21 protein-coding genes and 1 pseudogene are annotated in these 23791 nt (G+C 43.4%); 10 read left to right on the forward strand and 12 right to left on the reverse strand.

Features of this window, described 5'->3' with window-relative positions:
• Positions 1 to 23 precede the first annotated feature (23 nt).
• Positions 24 to 1223, forward strand: a complete 1200-nt coding sequence (locus ACED60_RS00285; protein ID WP_371726623.1) for a hypothetical protein — start codon at positions 24 to 26, stop codon at positions 1221 to 1223.
• Positions 1224 to 1390: 167 nt separating this feature from the next.
• Here the strand turns inward: ACED60_RS00285 and ACED60_RS00290 are convergent.
• Positions 1391 to 1557: pseudogene (locus ACED60_RS00290) on the reverse strand (IS110 family transposase); the annotation flags it as partial.
• A gap of 69 nt (positions 1558 to 1626) precedes the next feature.
• On the opposite strand from ACED60_RS00290, the gene ACED60_RS00295 reads away from it, so the two are divergent.
• The gene (locus ACED60_RS00295; RefSeq protein ID WP_240797166.1) at positions 1627 to 1971 is read left to right on the forward strand and encodes a hypothetical protein; all 345 of its coding nucleotides are present in this window, start codon (positions 1627 to 1629) and stop codon (positions 1969 to 1971) included.
• A gap of 288 nt (positions 1972 to 2259) precedes the next feature.
• On the opposite strand, the gene ACED60_RS00300 is transcribed toward ACED60_RS00295, so the two are convergent.
• A complete protein-coding gene (locus ACED60_RS00300) occupies positions 2260 to 3831 on the reverse strand; it encodes a cyclic diguanylate phosphodiesterase (protein ID WP_371726781.1) in 1572 nt (523 codons plus the stop codon).
• A 297-nt stretch (positions 3832 to 4128) separates the two neighbouring features.
• On the opposite strand from ACED60_RS00300, the gene ACED60_RS00305 reads away from it, so the two are divergent.
• The 3 genes from ACED60_RS00305 to ACED60_RS00315 all read left to right on the forward strand — a co-directional run bounded on the left by ACED60_RS00305 (position 4129) and on the right by ACED60_RS00315 (position 6176).
• Positions 4129 to 4791 (forward strand): hypothetical protein, encoded by a 663-nt coding sequence (locus tag ACED60_RS00305; protein WP_371726624.1) that lies wholly within the window; start codon positions 4129 to 4131, stop codon positions 4789 to 4791.
• 39 nt (positions 4792 to 4830) lie between these two features.
• A complete protein-coding gene (locus ACED60_RS00310) occupies positions 4831 to 5262 on the forward strand; it encodes a lysozyme inhibitor LprI family protein (protein ID WP_009844901.1) in 432 nt (143 codons plus the stop codon).
• 122 nt (positions 5263 to 5384) lie between these two features.
• A complete protein-coding gene (locus ACED60_RS00315; protein WP_029222843.1) occupies positions 5385 to 6176 on the forward strand; it encodes a carbon-nitrogen hydrolase family protein in 792 nt (263 codons plus the stop codon).
• A gap of 85 nt (positions 6177 to 6261) precedes the next feature.
• Here the strand turns inward: ACED60_RS00315 and ACED60_RS00320 are convergent, their stop codons facing one another.
• From ACED60_RS00320 to ACED60_RS00350, 7 genes are all read right to left on the reverse strand, one after another.
• On the reverse strand, positions 6262 to 7263 hold the full coding sequence (locus ACED60_RS00320) for a substrate-binding domain-containing protein (RefSeq protein WP_012600807.1): 1002 nt from the start codon (positions 7261 to 7263) through the stop codon (positions 6262 to 6264).
• Between the two features lie 153 nt (positions 7264 to 7416).
• Positions 7417 to 8343 (reverse strand): ribokinase, encoded by a 927-nt coding sequence (gene rbsK / locus ACED60_RS00325; RefSeq protein ID WP_371726625.1) that lies wholly within the window; start codon positions 8341 to 8343, stop codon positions 7417 to 7419.
• Positions 8344 to 8564: 221 nt separating this feature from the next.
• On the reverse strand, positions 8565 to 9443 hold the full coding sequence (gene rbsB / locus ACED60_RS00330) for a ribose ABC transporter substrate-binding protein RbsB (protein WP_012600805.1): 879 nt from the start codon (positions 9441 to 9443) through the stop codon (positions 8565 to 8567).
• Between the two features lie 173 nt (positions 9444 to 9616).
• Positions 9617 to 10609: a ribose ABC transporter permease gene (gene rbsC / locus ACED60_RS00335; protein WP_009844905.1), complete on the reverse strand. Its 993-nt coding sequence runs from the start codon at positions 10607 to 10609 to the stop codon at positions 9617 to 9619.
• A complete protein-coding gene (rbsA, locus tag ACED60_RS00340; protein WP_371726626.1) occupies positions 10606 to 12111 on the reverse strand; it encodes a ribose ABC transporter ATP-binding protein RbsA in 1506 nt (501 codons plus the stop codon). Before rbsA ends, rbsC begins: the two co-directional genes overlap by 4 nt.
• Positions 12112 to 12208: 97 nt before the next feature.
• Entirely contained in the window at positions 12209 to 12628 is a 420-nt protein-coding gene (gene rbsD, locus ACED60_RS00345) for a D-ribose pyranase (protein ID WP_009844907.1), read from the reverse strand.
• 279 nt (positions 12629 to 12907) lie between these two features.
• Positions 12908 to 13222 carry a winged helix-turn-helix domain-containing protein gene (locus ACED60_RS00350; RefSeq protein ID WP_017099336.1) on the reverse strand — a complete coding sequence of 105 codons (315 nt, stop codon included), beginning with the start codon at positions 13220 to 13222 and terminating at the stop codon, positions 12908 to 12910.
• Between the two features lie 391 nt (positions 13223 to 13613).
• Here ACED60_RS00350 and ACED60_RS00355 point away from each other — a divergent pair, with 391 nt between their 5' ends.
• Positions 13614 to 14249, forward strand: coding sequence for a porin family protein (locus ACED60_RS00355; RefSeq protein WP_371726627.1), 636 nt, complete (start codon positions 13614 to 13616; stop codon positions 14247 to 14249).
• Between the two features lie 150 nt (positions 14250 to 14399).
• Here the strand turns inward: ACED60_RS00355 and ACED60_RS00360 are convergent, their stop codons facing one another.
• The gene (locus ACED60_RS00360) at positions 14400 to 15443 is read right to left on the reverse strand and encodes an endonuclease/exonuclease/phosphatase family protein (protein WP_371726628.1); all 1044 of its coding nucleotides are present in this window, start codon (positions 15441 to 15443) and stop codon (positions 14400 to 14402) included.
• A gap of 392 nt (positions 15444 to 15835) precedes the next feature.
• Between ACED60_RS00360 and ACED60_RS00365 the strand changes: the two genes are divergently transcribed.
• The 4 genes from ACED60_RS00365 to yejF are packed head-to-tail and all read left to right on the forward strand — an operon-like array spanning position 15836 to position 21545.
• Positions 15836 to 17731 carry an extracellular solute-binding protein gene (locus ACED60_RS00365; RefSeq protein ID WP_371726629.1) on the forward strand — a complete coding sequence of 632 codons (1896 nt, stop codon included), beginning with the start codon at positions 15836 to 15838 and terminating at the stop codon, positions 17729 to 17731.
• Positions 17732 to 17743: 12 nt separating this feature from the next.
• Positions 17744 to 18832 (forward strand): microcin C ABC transporter permease YejB, encoded by a 1089-nt coding sequence (locus ACED60_RS00370; protein WP_004730359.1) that lies wholly within the window; start codon positions 17744 to 17746, stop codon positions 18830 to 18832.
• A gap of 31 nt (positions 18833 to 18863) precedes the next feature.
• Positions 18864 to 19886: an ABC transporter permease gene (locus ACED60_RS00375; RefSeq protein WP_009844912.1), complete on the forward strand. Its 1023-nt coding sequence runs from the start codon at positions 18864 to 18866 to the stop codon at positions 19884 to 19886.
• 9 nt (positions 19887 to 19895) lie between these two features.
• Complete coding sequence (yejF, locus tag ACED60_RS00380) at positions 19896 to 21545, forward strand: microcin C ABC transporter ATP-binding protein YejF (RefSeq protein WP_371726630.1); 1650 nt, start codon at positions 19896 to 19898, stop codon at positions 21543 to 21545.
• A 97-nt stretch (positions 21546 to 21642) separates the two neighbouring features.
• On the opposite strand, the gene ACED60_RS00385 is transcribed toward yejF, so the two are convergent.
• Positions 21643 to 22836: a carbohydrate porin gene (locus tag ACED60_RS00385; RefSeq protein WP_135381885.1), complete on the reverse strand. Its 1194-nt coding sequence runs from the start codon at positions 22834 to 22836 to the stop codon at positions 21643 to 21645.
• Positions 22837 to 22867: 31 nt separating this feature from the next.
• Complete coding sequence (locus ACED60_RS00390) at positions 22868 to 23407, reverse strand: hypothetical protein (RefSeq protein ID WP_371726631.1); 540 nt, start codon at positions 23405 to 23407, stop codon at positions 22868 to 22870.
• Between the last annotated feature and the right edge of the window lie 384 nt (positions 23408 to 23791).

Consider the following 23791-nt stretch of genomic DNA (forward strand, 5'->3'; position numbering starts at 1 on the left):
GATTTTAACATCGAGGGTTTTGAATGAAAGCAGTAATCGGAAGTCTAAAGAGGTTTTGGAAACGTTATAAAGAAGAAAATCCAACTATACAGATTAGCGTTCCATTTGTGGGAGGGTTCGCTGCGAACATTCCTTTAGTTGAAAAAGGGAAGATAAAACGGACTAGAACTGGAATAAATGCTCAAGATAAAATCGGTCTTTTTGTCGAATCTAACACTAATAATTTGGTTAGATTCTATAGTCAATATGAGTTAGAAAAAGAATATAAATTCTGTCGCGCACCATATGCTGAAACCATACCTCTAAGAAAAGGAAATAAAGGCTTTTCTTATGGAAAAAATGTAGATGATTTAGAAGTGTGTTTTATTGACGCGAAATACCAGGTTCCCGACTATTTAAAAGAACATTCAGAAAAAGCAGTAGAACTATTTAAAGCCTTAGGCAAGATAAAAATTGATGATACATCAGGCGAGTGGCAAAACGATTACTCAATACGTATCACTAATTTTGATATAACGGAAAACAAAATTCATATCCAACCAGCTACTTACTTTGATCAAGTCGCAACGAATCTAACTTTAGATTGGGCTTCTGGTGTATTAGGGGAAGACCCATTACTAACGATTCGAAATGATTATGAAAAAGCTCATAATGGTCTAATTACTCCTCTAAGATCATCAATACTTTCAAATACTCTAGGTGTGGCTGCTATTGTCGTTAATCCAAATACAAAAGAAGTACTGATACCCATTCGTGGGAATGAACAAGCTATAATGGATAACGGCCTAGGTAAATTCCATTGCTCTGCATCTGGGGTTTTTGCATGGAATGAAAATGATACTATTACGAATACCTTATCATTCGACTTTTTCTGTAAAGGAATAGAAAAGGAAATAAAAAGTGAAATTGGACTTAGACCAGATCAATATAGCCTAATACCGCTTGCGTTTACAAGGGAGCTCGTCCGAGGAGGTAAACCCCAGTTATTTTTTATTGCTGAAACTACATTAGATATTGCTAGTATTCAATCTGAAATGAAAATGGCGGAGGAGAATTGGGAATTTATTAGTATTGAGAGTGTTGATGAAAGTAATCCACTTTATAAATATATCGAGTTCCCTTTAAATGCCCCCCAAGATATGTTCACATATGAAGGATGGATGGCCATGAAGATTGCAATGGCATATTTTTATAGAACAGAACCACCTTTCAACGCATGCTAGCTGATATCCACATAAACGAATAAGGATTAAGGCTTCACGCTGGCAACACTAAATCCCTGAGTGTTGAGCAATCCCGGCACCATTTTATTAAGTAAACTGTACGATTAGGCTTGAAGGGCACATTGCTTTGAGGTTTCTCTCAAGACAAGTGAGGCCAAGGTAAGGTTGTGATAACCACCACAGGCCTCACGCTTATACGCATGAGTGACATATTTGCTATTGTAGTCCGCAATTTAGAGTGGGTTACCGAGTTATGAAGTATGACCTTACCATTTTGGTTTACGGCATGAAGGCTAAAGTGGTTTTTAGCTAGTTAGATAGCGCAGAAATAGATACCACATAAATATTGTAGAACCTCGGAAGGGGAAATCCATGTTATTCGTTATATAGAAAGGGAGGTAGAGTGCTAAATCGTATTGCTAAGTTGTTAATGCATTTATTGGCTTCATCTATAACGGCTTTTTTTGCTGGGATTTTGAGTGTAATTCTAACGATGATGGGAGGCTTTCTAATAATTCCTGCTTTTCAAACTTGGTTTATCATGAAGTATCAAAGAGGGAATGTTTTTATATCAAGTATGATTGCGTTTGCCCCTTGGGTTGCCATTCATTTTTATGCAATCGATCAGCCTAATCTCACTCAAGTGGTAATCAATCTAGCATGTCAGTCTGCAATTGCTGGGATTATTTTATACGGACTTAGATATCATGCATATCCGAAAGTTATGGATTATTGGTCAGGTAGATAACTTTGTATAACAAGTAATTAAGAGTGAACCCAATTCGAGTTACCACACTCCTAGTAGTGGGCTAACATGCTTCAAATTAGAATGTCACGTGCTCAGGGACAAGGAGCTTATCCAAGCCCCTGAACAAGAAGACGATCAAAATGCCAATTCTCAGTAGCAGCAGGCTAGGCTCCAGTTTGATTTGAAGTTTCTTTTCCATGATATCCCTTGTGATGCACCAATGATGCGATGAATTAAATGTTTATCAAAGGATATCTATAGTCTTTGTGTTATATTTTTTTCAGTGCCTTATGTAGCAAGAAATGTCTGGTTTGTTTGTTTCTCAACGTTATCTGATTCAAAATCTTGCTGTTTGATCAAGCTAATGGCGAGACTTATTGGCATCGGTTTATAGAAGTAGAAGCCTTGGATGTAGTCGACGCCTAGTTTCGACAAGATCTTCAGTTGTGACTCGTACTCAACGCCTTCAACTATGACTTGCATGCCTAAGGTGCGTGATAGCTGAAGCATGGATTCTAATAGTGGGATACCAAAACTGGATTCGTCGGATATGTTTTTCACGAACACGCGATCAATCTTGAGAATACTGAACGGAAATTGCCTTACAAAGTCTAATCCTGCGTAGCCAGTACCAAAGTCATCTATGGCAATTCTTACACCAAGATCAGATAGCTTTTGCAAGTTGTCCTTAATTTTGACCATATCGGCATCAGAACACTCACCATCCTCTGTCACCTCGAAAACCACTTGCTTGAGAATCTCAGGGTGTCTTTTAAAGATGCTAATCACTTTATTCGTGAAGTTACTGTTGGATACAACGTTTCGGCTGATGTTGACGCTGATGTACTTTGATGCAAACACCTCTTGATTACTTTTTAATGTCGTTAACACTTCATGCAGCACGAAATAGGTCAGCTTCTCAATCAAGCCTAAACTTTCAGCCAATGGAATGAAGATAGCAGGGGATACGTTACCTTCAATTGGATCGTTCCATCTCAATAATGACTCACAGCCTACGATTTTATTGGTGCTTTGATTAACGATAGGTTGCATGTGAACATGTAGGTGTTTGTTTTTCAGAGCACTGGATAGCGAATATTCTAAGCTACGTTGGCTCTGTTTTTTATGCTTGAGGGAAAGGCGAATAATGGTCGTAATTCCGGCCATGAGAAAGCCAAACCATAAGTGACTCAGCATGAAGTTAATATAATACTGATAACCAATGTATGAGGTGACGGTGAATGGGTAGATGTCTGACCGTATCCGTACTGTCGCGTTGTATGAGCCGAGGTCGGTAGGGTGAATGTCTCTTTTGATCACCTCAACTTTAGAGTTAATGCCCTGGCTATTCAAATTAGCTTCTACAAGCTCAAAGATGAAGTGCGGAGGAATCATCAGGCTCACTCCTGAGCCTTCCTTAGTCGAGAATATCAGCATAATGGATTGCACCTTAGTAATCGCTGAGTTTGAATACGATAAGGTGGTTAAATTTGGGGCGTCATTGAGCCGCTGCCTGATGGTGTTGTATAAGCGAAATGAAACCTCACCATCGGTGGTTGAACAGTAAAATCGACTCTCCTTGTCGAACACCGCGGCTTCTTTCACCCAATCGGCTTCAAAAACGTTTTGTCGAAGTTGTCTAACAATCGCGTCGCAAGGCTGATCTGGGGTAATTTCAGATAAAAATCGGTCGAACCTTGATTGAATTCCTTCTAACCTCGTTTCTACTAACCTTGATGTGTCTTCGGTTAACGTTTGGTAATGAGAAGGTGTCAAAGGAATAAGCAATGCCATGAAAAAAAAGAAAGAAATGGCAAAGAAGAACGAAGTTTTGGCAAAATGGTGGTACTTGATATCCATATTAAGAGAAGCGTGACCGATTGGTGTGTGCATGCAACTTAATTTATAAATTTAGCGATAATAACGCAAGCTTATGCATAAATAGTGTGAACAAAAGTCTGAGTTATTGATATAAATAGCGTAACGCATGGTCGCACTATAGAAATCAGGATGTTAGATATGCTTCCAAGGTTGAGAGTGTCGTTTTTTTGTTCAGTACTTTTGCGTTTTTTGATGAAGCGGATTGTTTCCGGTTTTTTATCATCAAATGGAAAACTGTAATTTTTGAAATAATGCGAGTGAGTGGATTTGAGCGTAATGATTAAAAATATGATTTGGATGTTGGTGCGTGTGTTTATCGCGTTTCTGATGATTGCTCCTACCTACGCGATCTTTATCTTGTCTAATTCCGCAACACCTCGTCTTTTTGAGACCAAACCAGAAGTGTTAGCTTGGCTTTCGTGCTTTCTTCTTGTGATTGGCTATGTACTGATCAGGTTTTCTAAAACGAGGTATGTGGGCAAATTATTATCGCTTAGCGTATTGGGGACGGTAGTGTTAGTCATGTATGTCGATGAGCGTTATCGGATTTTTGGAGTCAGCGTTAACGGATGGAGCTTGTTTTTAGCCGTTCTATATTTGATTATGCTTTTGTATTTCATTTTTCCAATTAAGCAACTTAAGCCGCTACTGAGTTTAGTGCCTGTCGCAGGCGTGTCGTGGTTTTTAGTTTGGGCCTTAGTGGGCCCAATAAGCTTAACGTATGAGTTGATTAGCAGTAAAACAACAATTTCAATTGTGAACTATCAAAAGGTAGTCGACTTGCTACCTGAGTTGTACCTAGATGGTTTCCAGTCAGGTTTGTTTTCCATGCTTCTTGTTCTGTGGTTGTATGCTCTTGTGGTTTTTGGACATAATCCTAAACGCAGTTATCAACAATTGGCGTCTTATGTCGTTAAGATTCGTAATGCTTGGCATTAATAGGGCGCATATATGTGCTTTTGAATTAGGGGATAAATAATGAAAAAGGCTTTAACGGTCGTGTTATTAACGTGTTTACCTTTGCTTGCATCAGCCTCCGATGATGTTGTCGATTGCGAGAATGCAATGAATACCATAGAGATCAATCACTGTGCGTCGATTGAGTTGGATACTGCACAAGTGGAGCTTGATCAATACCTTGAAGCGAGCTTTGAACACAATGCTTATGATGCGGAGTTGGTTAGCTCAATCAAGATGGCTCAAGACAGTTGGCAAGCTTACATGACGGCACATTGTGACTCGGTGTATACCCAATGGCGTGATGGCTCAATTCGAGGTCTTATGGCGCTTTCTTGCAAAACTAAGCTGACTAAACAAAGAACGCATGAGGTGTGGGAAAACTTCTTAACCTACATGGACAGCACACCACCAGTTTTGCCAGAGCCCAAGCTGATGAAGTATATGAACTGAGTGCTTATGAGAGTGTGCGCTTGCTTCAACCATTGGCGCTCGAGTCAGCAAGCGATGGGGGATTATCTTACCCTGTCGTTCTTAGTCTCAAGTTTGAAGTGTTACCGAATAAGGATTCGATTTTGAATAGTGTCAGCGTCACTCTTGTCCAGCTTGAAGTTGAATACAAAAATAAACAAATGAACATCTCGCGAGTCTCTGAGCTTTTGGAAGCTGAGACGGCAGTGGGTGATATCACGTTGCTGCCTGAACTGTTCTCTACTGGATATATCTTTAACGATGCCGCAGAAATTCATGAACTGTGTGAAGACTTCAATAACAGCCCGACCATTGATTCATTAACTGCGCTTGCCACGAAACATCAGACGTTAATCGTTGCGGGTGTCGCTGAGGAAGATAATGGTCAGTATTACAATAGCGTTGTGGTGGTTGATGGTTCAGGTTTGCGTCATAAATACAGAAAAGTCAGTCAAACGAAATTCGACAAAGAGTACTTTTCTAGAGGAAATGAACTTCTTACTTTTGAATACAAAGGCTTGAAGTTCGGTGTCGCGATTTGCTTTGATATATGGTTCCCGGAGATCATGAGACCGTATCAGTCGGTAGACGTTATTCTCCATCCTGCGAATTTTGGTGGTCATCATAGCTTTGCCATTGCACAAGCAAGAGCGTTAGAAGAAGGGGGTCATATCGTGACCTGTAATCGCGTCGGGCAAGATGTGGTTGATGCCTTTACCGCGACATATTGTGGCGGCAGTAGAACCTATTCACCGAAGGGAGACTTAATGCTTCAACTCAGTGAGCATCAGTCTGTTGAAACGATTAATATTCAAGACTTGTCTATTGCGCCTCAATACAATGGTGTTGATGTGTTAGATGAAATACAACAGATAGCGTCTGCGTTGAATCGTTAACAAGACAAGTAAAACGCAATAGAATCGAAAAGGGCAAGGTTAGATAACCTTGCCCTTTGTGATTTAGTCTGTGGAGGGCTGAGCCCTAAATCGCTTTGACGCTGCTTCGTTCAACTAACGTTGGCTCTAACTCAACAACTTGCGGATACGCATCTGGTGTTTTGAGTCGGTTCAAGAGAGTATCTACCGCCGCTTTACCTAAACGGTGTTTTGGCTGGTGGATAGTGCTCAATGCTGGGGTCATGTATTTTGACAAGTGGATGTCATCGTAGCCAATGATCGAAAGATCGTTTGGAATCGACGTGCCATCTTGTGCGGCAGCGTGAATCACACCCATTGCCATCATGTCATTACTCACGAAGATTGCTGACGGCATTACGCCTCGGGTTTTTAGTGTTTGGTAAGAGTCAAAACCGCCGTCGCATTCGAAGTTGGATTCAACAATCCACTTAGGGTTGATCTCTAGCTTTGCTTCTTCCATCGCTTGCTTGAAGCCTTGATAACGAGAAGAGGCTTGATTGCGGTGAAGTGGGCCGGTGATACAACCAATCTGAGAGTGGCCGTTGTCTATCAAATGCTTGGTCGCCATGTAGCCACCTTGGTGCGAGTTGTCTTGGATCTTATCACTCGCGAACAGCATTGGGCCCCAGTCCATGACCACAACAGGTAGTTCTGGGTAGCGTTCAAATACGTCAATATGCTGCCCTTCAAGGGTTGAACACATCAACATCAAGCCATCGACTCTCTTTTGCAACAAGGTATCGATAGATGACTTCATACGGTCGCTGTCGCCTTCGGTGTTACACAAGATAAGGTTGTAGCCTTTCTCATAACAACGACGTTCAACACCTTTTACTACTTCGCCAAAGAATGGGTTTGTAGAGGTAGTAACCAGCATACCCAAGGTTTTGGTTTGCTTCATTTTCAAGCTGCGAGCCAATGCAGACGGCGCGTAGTTGAGTTCTTTAGCCGCACTGTTAACACGCTCAGCAATCTCTTCACTGACAAAACGTGACTTGTTGATCACATGGCTGACGGTTGAAGTAGAAACCTTTGCTAGCCGAGCGACGTCTTTCATTGTTGCCATAAAAAAATCCTTGTGGGAGTAACTTGCCACGTTGCGCGATATTCTGCCTGAATACAGGGGCTTATGCTTGTTATTTGTTGTTACCGAATTTGAAAGCTAACATCCGTTAACTACGGTTTAGCTCAGGAGTTAAGCCTTCAAATGGGTCTAAAGTTAGGCAGATAATTGCTCTGATAAAAACGCATCGGTTTCAGAACGGTTCGGAATCGACGTTTGAGCACCAAAGCGAGTTACGGAAATAGCAGCAGCGGCATGAGCAAACTTAATCGCGCGCTCAAGTGGCATATCTTCAAGCAAGCCTGTCACCAATGCGCCGTTGAAGGTATCACCAGCAGCGGTTGTATCCGTTGCTTCAACGCGGAACCCTGCAATGAGCTCGCCTTTGTCGTTTTTACTTACCCAAACGCCTTTTGCGCCAAGCGTGATCATTACCGTCTCGATGCCCTTTGCGTGCAAAGCCAAAGCTGCCTGATGAGCGGATGCGCTGTCAGTAACGGTAATGCCTGTCAAAACTTCTGCTTCGGTTTCGTTGGGTGTAATCACATCAACACAAGCAAGCAATGAATCTGATAATGGACGAGCAGGAGCCGGATTAAGAATAACTTGAGTGCCGCTCTCTTTAGCTACTTTTGCTGCGTATTCAATGCCTTCAATTGGCGTTTCAAGTTGAGTTAGAAGGTATTTAGCGCTACGAATCTTCTCTAGATGCGGTTCAATTTGGTCGCAAGTCAGCTTGTTGTTGGCTTCAGCAGAAAGACAAATGCTGTTTTCACCTGTTGCGGATACTTGGATCATCGCGATGCCTGTCGGCGTGTTGTCTGCAACGATCACACCGTCGATGTTGATGCCATCTTTAGCCAAATCTTGACGAATGTTGATACCAAATGGGTCGTCACCGACACAGGCGATGAAGCCAATGTCTGCGTTTAATCTTGCTGCCGCTACGGCTTGGTTTGCGCCTTTGCCGCCAGGGATGACCTGATAGTTACCGCCAATCAAGGTTTCACCCGGACGAGGGAACGAAGGAACTTGCAGTACGTGGTCAGCGTTAACGCTACCTAAAACAATCAGTTGAGTCATGATACGAGCCTTATGATATATCGTATTTGAAAATGCATGGGTCTTTCTCATTACGTAAATTGCTCGCCTTGTTAGACGGCTTATGAGAAACAGCGATGCACTGTCGGTTTTTTTGTTTTTTCTTGAGTCAGCAAGTTAGTGAGCTAATGAGCAGGGAGCTAGGGGACTCCCTGCTTAATTAGATTTCAGCGTTAAACTGAACTACTTAGTAACAAACAAGCTTACTTAGCGATGATTTTTAGAGCTACTGGTACGTACTCGTCTACTGTCTCGCCTTTCAGTACTTTGTCTGCTATTTCAATACCTAAAGAACCGATTAGGTCAGGCTGTTGTGCAACCGTTGCGCCTAGTAGGCCGCGGTTAACAGCAGCGATACCGTCTTCAGTGCCATCAAAGCCAACGATCATCACTTCTTTACCTGAAGCCTGAACGGCGCGAAGAGCACCTAGTGCCATTTCATCGTTTTGAGCGAATACCGCTTGTACATCTGGGTTAGCAGCAAGCAAGTTTTCCATTACGTTCAGACCTTTAGTACGGTCGAAATCAGCAGGTTGGCTTGCAAGAAGCTCAAGGTCGCTGCCGTTTACTGCGTTCATGAAGCCTTCGCCACGTTCACGAGCAGCCGATGTACCCGCGATACCTTCAAGTTGAATTACTTTCGCTTTCTCGCCCACTTTTTCCATGATGTAGTGACCCGCCATTTCACCACCAATTACGTTATCAGAAGCAATGTGGCTCACTACGTCACCACGGCTTGCACCACGGTCTAGTGTCAGTACTGGAATGTTTGAACGGTTAGCAATGCGAATTGCGTTAGACACTGCATCTGAATCTGTAGGGTTAATCAGGATTGCCTTAACACCACGAATGGTTAGATCTTCAATGTTCGAAAGCTCTTTGCTTGGATCGTTTTGAGAATCAAGAACGATAAGCTTGTAGCCTAGCTCTTCTGCTTTCGCTTCTGCGCCATCTTTCATGGTTACAAAGAATGGGTTATTCAGTGTAGACAGAACGATTGCCATTGTATCTTGCGCCTGTGCAGACACAGATACTGTTGTAGAAAGAAGGGCAGCAGAAATAAGAGTCGCTAATTTTTTCATGGTGTAAGTCCTTTATGTAGGGTGAGCTAGGTTGGATAACCCTAGCTCGTTGTTACATTATTTATAGATTTAATGTTTATAGGTTTGTTACTGATAGATATTTCAATTAAAGGTGCTTTTCTATGGGTTTTCTATAGATAAAGCAGGGTGTTGCATTGACTCAAACTAGAGTCTTATTTGTTTTTGTTGTCGACCAATACTGCCAGAAGAATAACCACTGCTTTTGCAATCATCTGGTAGTAAGAAGATACGTCTAATAGGTTTAGGGCGTTGTTTAGGAAGCCGATAATCAGTGCACCTATCAATGTACCCATAATGCGACCACGACCGCCCGCTAAGCTTGTGCCGCCAAGAACCACGGCTGCGATGGCGTCTAATTCATAACCCATACCTGCGGTAGGTTGAGCAGATGACAAACGCGATGCCACGATGATGCCAGCCACTGCAGCTAGCAGGCCACAGATTGCGTAAACGCCGATTTTCACTTTGTCTACGTCGATGCCTGATAGGCGAGTTGCTGATTCGTTGCCACCCAGTGCGTAAACGTAACGACCAAAGCGTGTGTGGTTTAATAGGTACCATACTGCTGCGAACACCACGACCATGATCCATACTGGAACTGGGATGCCCATTGCGTAGCCTGTACCGAACCAAGCGAATGCGTCTGCTGTGTCTGTGAAGCCTGTTGAGATAGGGCGACCGTCGGTGTAAACCATGGTTACGCCGCGAAGTAGTGTCATGGTTACAAGCGTTGCGATGAAGGCTTGGACTTTACCCTTAGCGATAATCACACCACTAATAGCACCTAATGCTGCACCAGCTACTAGAGCGGTTGGCACTGCGATCATCACAGGGATTTCCATGCCAATCATGCTGGCTGCGAATGCACCACAAAGCGCAAGTACAGAGCCGACACTCAAGTCGATACCCGCGGTTAAAATAACCAGTGTCATACCGACTGCGATAATCGCGTTAACTGAGGTTTGACGCAGGATATTCAGAATGTTGTCGACAGTAAAAAAGTTTGGGTTTAGGAAAGAAACGACAACAATCAGGAAGATCAAAGCAATCAATGACTTTTGATCAATCAGCCACTCTTTGCTGATTAATGGTTTTTTCTTTGGCGCTTCAGTTTCAGTTGTTTTGCTCATGGTTTTAGTACTCATGCTGCGTCCTCGTTGATCTTTTTACCGACCGCACACGCCAGTAATAATTCTTGGTTTGCTTCTTTAGCATCAAATTCACCGCTTACACGGCCTTCATGCATCACCATGATGCGGTCACTCATTCCTAACACTTCTGGCATTTCAGATGAGACCAAAATAATGCTCATGCCGTCGGCTTTAAATTTATTAATGAGTTGGTAAATCTCTTTCTTAGCACCGACATCGACACCACGCGTTGGCTCATCGAGAATCAATACTTTTGGTTTTGTCATCAAGCCTTTAGCGATAGCCACTTTCTGTTGGTTACCACCAGAAAGGTTGCCAATGATTTGCTCGCGAGTCGGGGTTTTGATGTTGAAGAGCTTGATGAAGTCATCCACGGCGATCACTTCGTCTTTATGTTGGATTTGACCGCTCTTTGTCAGTAGGTCAAGTGAACATAAAGACATATTCTCTTTCACTGAAAGCCCTAGAACTAAGCCATCGCCTTTACGGTCTTCAGAGATGTAAGCAATGCCATTCGCCAAGCCATCTTTCGGGCTTACCGGGTTGATGGTTTTGTTTTCTAGGTTGATGACGCCGCGTTCACTTGGAAGGGCACCGTAAATCACTTTCATCAGTTCGGTACGACCTGCACCCATTAGGCCAGATACACCAAGAATCTCGCCGCGCTTTAGAGTAAAGCTCACGTCATGAACACCAGAACCAGTCAGGCCAATCACTTCAAGGCAGGTTTCACCGTGGCTCTGTCCGATACGTGGATATTGCTCGTCCAGTTTACGGCCAACCATCATCTCGATTAGGCCATCTTCGTCGGTGTCTTTTACTTCACATTGTCCAATGAACTTACCGTCACGAAGCACGGTGATGTCATCACAAATCTCAAAGATCTCTTTCAAACGGTGAGAGATGTAAACAATGCCACAGCCTTCATCACGTAGTTCGTTAATTACTTTAAATAGAGACTCAGTTTCGGTATCGGTTAGTGCATCCGTTGGCTCATCCATGATGATGACCTTAGATTCAAACGATAGGGCTTTCGCTATCTCTACCATTTGCTGCTCACCAAGGCTTAGCTGACCTAAAGGAATTTTTGAACTGTGTTTTACGTTAAGGCGTTTAAGTAGCTTGTCCGCTTCTTGGTACATTTCGTTCCACAAGATACGTCCCATGGTGCCTGTGATTTCACGACCTAAGAAGATGTTCTCGGCGATGGTTAGCTCAGGAATTAGGTTCAACTCTTGGTGAATGATGCTAATGCCGGCTTGTTGTGAATCACGTGGTCCTTTAAATGCTGCGGGTTTACCTTGGTATGCGATAGTGCCGCCGTCCAAGTGGTAAATGCCGGTAAGCACTTTCATCAACGTTGATTTACCTGCACCGTTTTCCCCCATTAACGCCATTACGCGCCCTGGGTAAACGTTGAGGCTCGCCTTATCTAGTGCTTTAACACCTGGGAAGGCTTTCTCAATTGAGCTAAGTTCTAAAATGGCTTGAGTCATGTCGGTTCCTTTACTCGGGGCCAGTTGTATTTGATTGTTTTGGTTCAGTGATGACACTGAGCTGTCGTTGCGCTTAGGTTCAAACGCTGAGCTTGAGTTAAAAGGTTACGCCAGCTTGGAAAATAACATTTGCGTATGGCGTGCATTCGCCAGTGCGAATAACCGCGCGGCTGTCATGCGTTCGCTCTTTGAATTCTTCATGAGTGATGTAAGTAATCGAAAGCGATTTGCCGCAACGCGCTTCTTCTGTCTTAACTAAATCAATCAGTGCAGCGTGATGGTCTGGGCTTACTTTCGCAAACTCTTCTGCAATCACAACGCCTTCAATCTGAGATTCATCCAGCATGGTTTTTACTGTTTGCTGAAAGCTCGGAACACCATGAGTTAAGGCAAGATCAATACGAGTTACGTGATCTGGAATCGGCAAGCCCGCGTCACAAATCGTGATTTCATCTGTGTGGCCAAGAGTCGCCACTAAGTAAGAGAGTTCAGAATTAATTAGAGTACTTTTTTTCATATCACGACCTATCGAAAAATAACGTTTAATGCGTTGAGAACAACTCAAGAAAAACCATCGAAACGTTTCGATAGTGATAATAGTGTCTGATTTATCATTTGCACTCTTCACTTTGCTAGAGTGTGATAACGATCATCGAAACGTTTCGATGGGGCGTTTTTTAGTGATCTTAATCAACGCCATTGATTGCATAAATACGTTCTCAATGGAGATATAAAGAGTGCGCTACGGCTTGTTGCCCATACAGTTTTGACACAATGTAATGTCGCTTAAATTTAATTAAGTAGGGTCAACCGACAAAATGTAGCCAAACTTGGTGATTGTGGTTATCTGAATGTCTGGTGTTCTTAAACGCGTAAAAACATTACGCAGATTATAGATGACGTTAGCAAGTATGTGAGGAGAAGTGAGTTCCCCTTCCCAGCACATATCAATAATATCTTCCCTAGAAACGGGATCCCCTAGATTTTCTGCCAGTAAACAGAGCACCGAAAGTAGGTGAGGGCGTAAAGTGATTTTATTACCCTGTTCATTAGTAATCGTTCGAGAGTCAGTATCAATGATTAAGCCGTTGAGCTCTATTGTGTGGTTCATCGTGTTTCTATTCGTCTTATTCTGAATGGTTGAGATTGAGTTAAGTCGCAAGCTACTAAAGCGTGTGGATTATGCAAAATCACGCCACTCTTGAAAGTAAGCTTGCGTAAGTGCGAGGTGGAAAAACCTAAAAACCGGATGATTTGGAAGGGAATAGATTGTTCAAACAAACGTTAGGTGTTTTTTTATTTCTTTTTTATTCAGGCTCTTATGGTGTTTTAACTAATTCTGTTGTCTGGGGTTATAAAGTGATTACATTTTTATTTATTTTTTTGTTTTCTGTGAGCCTATCATGTTCGCGAATTCGACGGGGTGTCGGTAACTCTAACAAGATTGTGCAGCACAGGAAGGCGTAACAATCTTGATTTGCATTAAGTAAGGTCAAATAGTAATGGGCAATAAATTAATTCTAAGCATCGCAATGATGTCAGCATTTGCAGCAAACAATGTAATGGCAGCGGACAGTGGTTTGTATCTAGGTGGTGCCATTGGTACTTCTGGCGTCGATGATGGTGGACTATTTTCATCAATTAAAGAGCCAGTGACGTTTGAAGCAGAAGACAATGCTTACCGAATCATTGCTGGCTATAAGTTTAACCGTATTGTATCACTTGAGCTTCAGTACACGGATTATGGTGATGTGGTTGCTAAATATCCTTTAAGAAGCAACGCTGGCTTTACATGGACTCCTCAAGTCTTTTCGATTGCTGCAAACCTTGGTTATACGTTTGATAATGGCGTTCGCCCATTTGGTACAATTGGCTTATCTTCAATCGATCTCGATATGAAGTATTCAGACGGTTCACGCCCTTCAAGTTCTGATTTAGATGATTCAGGTGCAGGTGTACGAGTTGGTTTTGGCGTTGAGTACACCCCAGAAAAGCTTTCTGAGTTAAGCCTGAGACTTGGTTATGAAGCCGATGCATTTACAGTAGAAGTTGACGAGGGCAACTCTTGGAACCGAAAAAAGGTAGAGAAAGATATCGTATTGGCTTCATTCTATCTTGGTGCAATGTACACATTCTAAGTTTCACACTTTGCTAAACGGTAAATCGGTTTCTAAATGGGGCGTAGGTTGGCTCAACCCGTTTAGCTAAAGTGGAAGGCCGCAGTTTTTGACTGCGGTTTTTTTCATGTTCAACTCATGTAACTCTCGATTGAAGATGTAATCGAATAGCTAGGCTTCACGGATATGAGCGGTGACAGCAACGATGGCATGGTCAGTACTGAATTGGTCGTGTTCAAAGCTGGGATTGATGAGGTGATGGTCGAGCACTGTGTAGCAAGAGATTTCCATCATGCTTGATGAGTTCTGACAGTCAAATTCGTTCGACATTAAAATGTAATCCAGAACAGAACCAGAGGCACCGTAATAGTGGGTTGGTTTGCGTTGTTCAAGTAAGTCTTGTTCATGCAATTGATGATAAATATCCCAGCTGTCTTTTAACCGGAAGTGGGAAAGCCAATGCTTGCTGTTTTCGTCTCTGTTTATTGAATAACTTAATAGCCCTTTAAACTCGTCGTTGAATAGAGGCTTATTAAAGTCACCCATTAACACAACAGGCTGATCGGTTTGGTAACGATGATTGGTGATGTATTGATGCAGCATCTGAGCTTCAAGGCCGCGCTGCACGCTAGATAACCAAGAGCCAAGTTGCTCTTGGTGGAAGCGAGTGAGCGTGTCACTTTGTGATTTTTCACCTTGCTGAGCGTTATCCACATCGATAGATTCTGCTTTGGGTTCTGTCGGACGTTGTGATTTGAAGTGCACCACATAACAGTCGGTTGAACCTAAATGGGGTAACGTAATCGTGGCATGAACAGGCGTTCTGTTGAATGAGAAATTGTCTCCAAGGTTGAACGCTGTCAGTAACTTCGAATCTGGCGTAACAGGCTGTACATTTTCAATTGGGTAGCGGGATGCGATACCAACGACAGGGGAGGTGTATAGGTAATCATCTTCAACGTCTGCGCTATCGACGACTGCAAAGTATGGATAACCTAGCTCGTTCATCAATTGCTCTAAAGACTGTGGGCTAAATATCTCTTGAAAGCCAATCACATCACAATCTAATGAACGAATCGTTTCAGCCATCCAGTGCTGTTTCTTCTGCCATTCATCGAAGCTGTAGATGTTCTCAAAATCATAATACGCATTCGGCGGTTCGAGATAGTTCAGCAGGTTGAACGTTGCAAATGTTATGTGGTTTGGTTTGTTCAAAGTGTCATTCCATTTAGACCTAAGCAGCAAGGATACTCCAGTAAAGTATAGTTTGTTGATTATTTAGAACCTAAATTTCACTTTCAAAGCGAATCAAAGGGAATCTAAACCGTGGAGGCTTATGTCATTCTCGCTAGAGCAATCTCCTTCCCCCGTTCTTTCCAGCGCCACCAAGCTAATTAAAGGAATCAAAGCAATCAGCGCCAACTGCATCCAATAACTTCGAGCGGTGACGAGTTAATTGTAAATAAACCGTCAGAGATGAAGTGCTGATGGTTTTATTAGTTATTACATGATGTTAGATTTGAACCTATACTTGTTTTAACGGCATGCATTCAAAGCCGATTAATCAACTTGAATATAGAATTCATAACATTTGAAGGGAGAGTCAAATGGGAACAGATTTCCGAAGCAAAGCCTTGCAGCGCACTCAGTTTTTCAGGTCTAATTTGAAGTCATGTGCAGTCATGCTGCCGCTTATTGCTCTATATCCCTCCGTCACACACGCTTCTGATACCGAATCAACTCCTACTGTCACCCTTATTGAAACCACACAATTGGTTGGTTTTGGTGAAGCAAAATATCCAGCCGATTTCACTCACTTCGATTACGTTAACCCTGATGCGCCAAAAGTAGGCAAAGTGACTTATGGCAGCATAGGTACCTACGATAGCTTTAATCGATTCGGTTCCCGCGGCGTTGCTGCCAGCTATACGGGGGAGATTTACGATACCTTGATGTTTTCTCCGAGCGACGAGATCGATGCGTATTATCCATTGATCGCCTCAAAGGTTCGCTACGCCAGTGATTTCACTTGGATGGAAATCAACATCAACCCAAATGCTAAATTCCAAGATGGTAAACCAATCACGGCTCACGATGTTGCCTTCACCTTTGACAAGTTTTCGAAAGAAGGTGTGCCTCAGTATCGCGTGTATTACAAAGAGATTGAATCAGTAACGGCTGTCTCTGATTTGGTTGTTCGAATTGAGATGAACAAGCCAAACCGCGAGAAGCTGTTTAGCTTTGCGCAAAGCACTCGTGTGTTGCCGAAGCATTTCTGGAAAGACAGAAAGCTGTCTGAACCTCTAAGTGAGCCACCAGTAGGCAGTGGTCCCTATAAGATCATTAGCTATAAATCTGGGCAAAGTGTGACCTACGGCCTAGATGAAAACTACTGGGCAGCAGACCTACCAGTCAACGTTGGCCGTAATAACTTCAAGCAAGTGCAATACGATTACTACCGTGACGACACGGTAATGTTGGAAGCTTTTAAAGCAGGGGAGTTCGATCTTCGAACCGAGAACTCGGCTAAGTTCTGGGCCAACTCTTACACAGGCGCGAACTTCGATAAAGGCTACATCATTAAAGAAGAGATCAACCATGAGAAGCCTGAAACGACTCAAGGTTTTGTCTTCAATATTCAATCTCCTGTGTTCTCAGATCCTAAAGTTCGAGAAGCGTTAACCTATGCGATGGACTTTGAGTGGATGAACAAGAACATGTTCTATGGTCAGTACAAACGTACTCGTAGTTATTTCCAGAACACCGACTATGAGGCGAAAGGCTTACCAAGCGCAGCTGAAGTTGAATTGCTGTCTCAGTACAAAGATCAGATTCCAGCGCGAGTGTTTACCGAAGAATTCCAACCTTCAGTCACCGATGGCAGCGGCCGTATTCGTAGCCAAATGCGTACCGCTTTCAAACTGCTGAAAGAAGCGGGTTGGGTATTGAAAGACAAAGTGATGACCAACGAAAAGACCGGCAAGCCGATGTCGTTTGAGTTGCTGATTTACAGCCCAACCACAGAACGTATCGCAACACCTGTTCAAAAGAACCTGAAACGCATGGGTATCGAAATGAAGATTCGTACTATCGATACCACTCAGTACATCAAGCGTCTTCGTGATCGCGATTTCGATATGGTGTCTTCATCGTTTTCGGCCAACCCTTATCCTAGCCCGAACTTAATGATCGTTTGGAACTCTAACTACATTGATTCTACTTACAATACTGCAGGTGTAATGGATCCGGTGGTTGACGCGTTAACAGAAGAAATTGCTCGTAACCAACAACATCCTGAAAAGCTTCTTACACTAGGTCGTTCACTTGACCGCGTATTGCAGTGGAATTTCTACAACATCCCTCAATGGCACGTTGGTGAATATCGCGTTGCAATGTGGGACAAGTTTGAGCGTCCAGATGTATTGCCTAAATACGATTTAGGTATTGATACATGGTGGATTTCAGAAGAGAAGGCGGCATTGCTTCCTGAAAAACGTCGCTAGGAGTTAGTTAGCATGGCCGCGTATATATTTCGGCGTTTACTGTTGGTGATCCCCACGTTGTGGGCGATCATCACCATCAACTTTTTCATCATTCAGATCGCCCCTGGTGGCCCGGTGGAGCAAGCTGTTGCCCAATTAGAAGGGCATAACTCTGGAATTATGGAGCGCTTTTCTGGTGGTGGACAAGAAGTTGATTTAAGCGAAAGTGACCAAGCGTCTGCCAGTGGCTATAAAGGCTCACGCGGGCTTGATCCTGAAGTGGTTGAAGAGATCAAAAAGCAGTTTGGTTTTGATAAGCCAATTCATGTTCGTTACTTCGATATGTTGAAAAATTACGCAACCTTTAACTTTGGTGAAAGCCTATTTAAGGGCGGTAACGTTATTGATTTAATCATCGAGCGGCTGCCCGTCTCCATTTCTTTAGGGTTGTGGAGTACGTTAATCATCTACGTGATCTCGATACCCTTGGGCATCATGAAGGCGATACATCACGGTTCTCGGTTTGATATTTGGTCGAGTGCGGTGGTGATTGTCGGTTATGCCGTTCCGGGCTTCTTGTTTGCGATTATCCTGATTATTTTGTTCGCGAGTGGTAACTACTTCAGTTGGTTCCCATTGCGTGGACTCGTGTCGAGTAATTTCGACCAACTGAATTGGTATCAACAAATTGGCGATTACTTCTGGCATTTGGCTTTGCCTATTTTCGCTATGGTCATCGGCGGTTTCGCCACACTCAGTATGTTGACCAAAAACTCCTTCCTTGATGAAATCAATAAGCAATATGTGGTCACCGCGAGAGCGAAAGGCTTGGACGAGAGCAGTATTCTCTACAAGCACGTTTTCCGTAACGCCATGCTGATCATTATTGCCGGTTTCCCGAGTGCATTTATTAGTATTTTCTTCACGGGTTCTATGTTGATTGAAGTGATGTTTTCACTCGAAGGCATCGGCCTGCTTGGCTTTGAGTCGACTATTCAGCGAGATTACCCAGTGGTGTTTAGTTCTCTCTATATCATGACCTTGCTTGGCTTGGTGCTGAGCATTATCTCCGACCTGACGTATACCTGGGTTGATCCTCGAATTGATTTTGAAGCGCGTTAATGGCGAACGAATAACAAGGTATTGATAATAAATGTTTAACAACCCTTTAGCTGAAGCTCGTTGGTTACGTTTTAAAGCAAACAAGCGTGGTTTTATCTCCCTTTGGATATTTACCATCTTGTTTGGATTGAGCCTGTTCGCTGAGATCATTGCCAACGATAAACCACTCTTGGTTTCTTATGATAATCAGTGGTTTGTACCTGTTATCAATGAGTACGCCGAGACAGAGTTTGGTGGCGAGTTTGAAACCGAAGCCGACTACAAAGACCCGTATGTTATCGAACTCATTGAAGACAACGGTTACATCGTGTGGCCAATCATTCCTTTTAGCTACGATACGATAAACTTCGATATTTCAGGCGCGGTGCCATCGGAGCCAGATTCAGTGAACTGGCTAGGAACCGATGATAAAGGGCGCGATGTGCTAGCTCGCATCATTTATGGGTTCCGTATTTCCGTTCTATTTGGTTTTATTCTGACGATTGTATCGAGCGTGGTCGGCGTCGTAGTCGGGGCGACACAAGGTTACTACGGTGGTTGGGTCGACTTGTTCGGGCAGCGCTTCATTGAAGTTTGGTCTGGCATGCCGACTCTGTTCTTGCTGATTATCCTTTCCAGTTTTATCGAACCTAATTTCTGGTGGTTGCTCGGAATTATGGTGCTGTTCAGTTGGATGAGTTTGGTTGGCATCGTGCGAGCTGAATTCCTACGTTGTCGAAACTTTGATTACGTAAGAGCCGCGCAAGCCATGGGTGTTGACGACAAACGCATTATGCTTCGTCACATGCTACCCAACGCGATGGTTGCTTCGTTAACCATGATGCCGTTTATCTTGTCTGGCTCGGTCACTACGTTAACCTCATTAGATTTCTTAGGCTTTGGTTTGCCTGCGGGTTCGCCTTCATTAGGTGAGCTATTGGCGCAAGGTAAAGCTAACTTGCAAGCGCCTTGGCTTGGTATCTCAGCTTTCGTCGTACTTTCACTGATGCTTACGTTACTTGTCTTCGTTGGTGAAGCGGTACGTGATGCTTTCGACCCACATCAACAGAAGTAAGGATCGGTTATGACTTCAAATACAGCTCCTACTTCAGGGTCTACAGCGGTGGCTTCTAATGCATCTCCAGTTCTGACCATCGATAAATTGTCTGTCGGTTTCGGGCGTAAAGACTCGATAGAACAAGTGACGCAAGACGTCTCGTTGGAGATATACAAAGGAGAGACACTTGCACTGGTGGGCGAGAGTGGCTCCGGTAAATCGGTTACAGCTAACTCGATTCTAAAACTTTTGCCTAAAGGCTCGTCCCACTACTTAAACGGTAAGATTAACTTCTCTGGCACCGATATTCTGAGTTGTTCTGAAAGGCAATTGCGAGGGATTCGTGGTGGCCGAATCGGTATGATCTTCCAAGAGCCTATGGTTTCGCTCAACCCACTTCACCGAGTTGGTAAGCAGCTGGTTGAAATTCTTTCTATTCACCGAGGAATGCGAACCAACAAAGCACAAGCCTTGGCGATTGAGTGGCTTTCAAAGGTGGGTATTCGTTACCCAGAGCAGAAGATATCAGCGTACCCGCACGAGCTATCAGGTGGAGAGCGTCAGCGCGTAATGATTGCGATGGCGCTGATCAATGAGCCAGAGCTACTTATTGCTGATGAGCCGACAACAGCATTGGATGTGTCGGTACAAGCGCAGATTTTGGATTTGTTGAAAGACCTGCAACAAGAGCTCGGTATGGCGATGCTTTTTATCACCCATGACTTAAGTATCGTTCGTAAGATTGCCGACAGAGTGGCGGTAATGAAATATGGCCGCTTAGTTGAAAGTAATGACTGTAAAACACTCTTTAATGCGCCAGCTCACCCTTATACGCAAAAGCTTATCAACTCTGACCCGAAAGGTTTGCCCGTTCCAGTTTCTCCGGAAAGTGAACCTCTGCTCGATGTTAATCAACTTCGTGTTTGGTTCCCGATTACGGGCGGTTTATTTAAGCGAACCATTTCTCATGTCAAAGCCGTAACAGACATGGAGTTCACTTTGAAGAAAGGGCACTCAATCGGTTTAGTTGGCGAAAGTGGCTCTGGTAAATCGACAACCGGTATGGCGATATTGAAGTTGGTTGAGAGTGAAGGTTCAATTACCTACGCTGACGAACAAATTCAAGGCTTAAACCGCCAACAAATGCTACCGTTTAGAAGCCGTATGCAAGTGGTCTTTCAAGACCCGTTTTCTGCGCTAAACCCAAGAATGTCAGTCGCTCAGGTGATTGGCGAAGGTTTGTTAGTACATCAACAATTGGACGACACTGAACTCGACCAACGCATCTGCGATGTAATGAAAGAGGTCGACCTCGATCCTGAGACTCGTCACCGTTACCCAAATGAATTTTCTGGCGGACAAAGGCAGCGTATTGCGATTGCTCGTGCTTTGATCCTTAAACCAGAGTTTATCTTGCTCGATGAGCCAACATCGTCATTAGACAGAACCGTCCAAGCTCAAGTACTGGATTTGTTGAAGTCACTTCAAGAAAAGTATGGCCTAACCTATCTGTTTATCAGCCATGATCTGAATGTCGTGAAATCCTTGTGTCATTACACCATTGTGATGAAAGCAGGCGAGGTAATAGAGAAAGGTGACACTGAGACTTTGTTTGGTAATCCGCAGCATGAATATACTAAACAATTGGTGTCTTTATCTGAGGTTGGCACGCCTTAAACGATGAATTTCGATTCAATGTGACAATCAAAAAAAGAGCCTGATCATTGATGATCAGGCTCTTTTTATTTAGAGCGTCTTAGTTTATGCGGTGACGTTAGAAAACGATATTCGTTCTTAGGCTAAACAACGCGACTTTGCTTTGAGTGCTGACTGCAGGTGTGACGTATTGCGCATCCGCGGTAAAGGTTAACCATGGCGTCGCTTGGAACGCGTAGTAGATCTCAAAACCTTGCTCGTCTTTTAATTCAGCTCCTAGTGGCAAATCGCTAATGCTGTTTTGTAACGCATTAGACAAGTTGTAGTAATAGTAGCCCGCGCCCCATTGATCTTGAGGTCTGTCGAAGAAGAAAGCGTTGCCTCCAAAGCCGCCAACAAACGTTCCATCAATGATATTTGGATTACCGTCTGCCGCTGCTGCTCTTAGATAGACCGCGATGGTATCGTCATTGTTCTCGTAGATATTGTGTGTTGCTTGAGCTCGAATGTTGTACTTATATTTCGCTGTTTCACCCAAAGACGAGTAATCCACTCCTTCTTCAGTGCTGTATGTACCAGACATACCAAACGTAGAACTTCTATCGAACAGTTTGAATGAGTGAGTCGCACCTAATGAGAAGTTCACGCCATCATCAAACCAATCATTGAACCCTAAATTGTCATCGTATCGATCTCTTGGATCATAAATCATCGCCATGATTCGTGTATCGCCGATGGTGTGGTTCAGGATGCCGCCAATAAATGATGGCGGTGTCACGCCACTTGGTGGAGCAGAAAAAGCAATGTTCATGAATCCATGACGAGTTGCACCACCGTAGAATGGCGCATTTCGTAGTAGCTCAAACGCGTCGATCTTGCCAAAAAGTAGGTTGGTGTTGTCATCAAACTTGTGTGTGTAATACAAGGATGAGAAGAAAGGGCTGCTGCTGTCTGCGTAATGGGCTGAATTAGGTACTGACAAACTCGAGAAGCCAAAGTCGTTCGCATCTCCGTTTAGATAGATCAACTGGGTGCGAAAGGTGCCGTTATTCCATAGGCCTGCATTTTCGGTATCAAGCGCTGCAAACAGATCAAAACGGTGTGTGAACTCATTTGAATTTGATGGTGAGCCATAAACCGCCGATTGGTAAACGTTGGTGTATTCAGCATCGAGCGAGAGTCCGTTGTCTTTAATGTGACTACGATTTCCTCCCCAATCACCGGTTAATGTATCAGAGTATGGTTGGCTTGCATTAGCTAAAGACGATAAAAAAAGTGGAGCTAAACAAAAGGGTAATGATAAAAATTTCATAATTAAATCTTATTGTTAGAACGTAATCTGGCTAAGCGCATTGAGATAGATAAGTAGGGCTGTTTAGCGTGTTGGCCGGTTGTGAATGGCGTTGATGTTTAAACAGTGCACTCAATGCATCAAACGCTTCTGAAATGGACAGATAACCTTGCTGATAAGCGAAGGACACCGAACTTGCTTTACCGTCGTTGAGGTCGTGTCTTGAGATCGCAATGCCATGGTTTTGCGCGAGAAAAAACAATGCATCCGCGTTAAGAGGCTGCGAGTTCGCGTTCTGCTGGTGACGTAACTTGTTGACGAGTGAGTGAATACGCTCGATACATTGGCTAAGTCGGTGATAGCGAGAAGTGTTCACCGTTGTCGCAATATGTTGGCAAACCTTTACCAATGCTTCCATTTGATCTGTTTTCGCTGAAGACGAAACCATCTTTTCAATAACTGCATTTAGCTCGGCAAGATATTGCGTTCTAAGCTGGGGTAATACCGTCACTTCATCATCCTTAATGTATCCGCGTAGCTCCTTGCCAAGTGACTCTAGATAACCCATATCTAATTCCCAAATGGTAGACATAGTATTGACCTGAGTTGTAATTGACCGGGTCGATGTTATCGATTTTGGTGATGATAAAACTAATTTTGAAGTTTTTATGTTTTTATTAAGCTTTTGTATTTATTGAATTTTCATTGTATTTCATCTATTTGATAGACGTTTCAATACCGGTGTCATCAAAGGAGAACAAAAGAGAAGATTGGCTGATGAAGAATGGCGCAGTTATGGAGGTAAACAGCGCAATCAAATCAGATTTGTGTGGCTTTCATAAGGCGAAGTGAGATGCTACGAAAAGAGGTTAGCCAGTTAAAATGAGGAGGTGTGTACTCAAGGGTACATTGAGAGAAGGTGACCAATGAGCTACGTATCTTGACGAGTTATCAGTGATGAAAAAGTCTTTGGTTC

Origin of the sequence: Vibrio sp. 1F279, from assembly GCF_041439815.1 — a bacterium.
Taxonomy (GTDB): Bacteria; Pseudomonadota; Gammaproteobacteria; order Enterobacterales; family Vibrionaceae; genus Vibrio; species Vibrio tasmaniensis_A.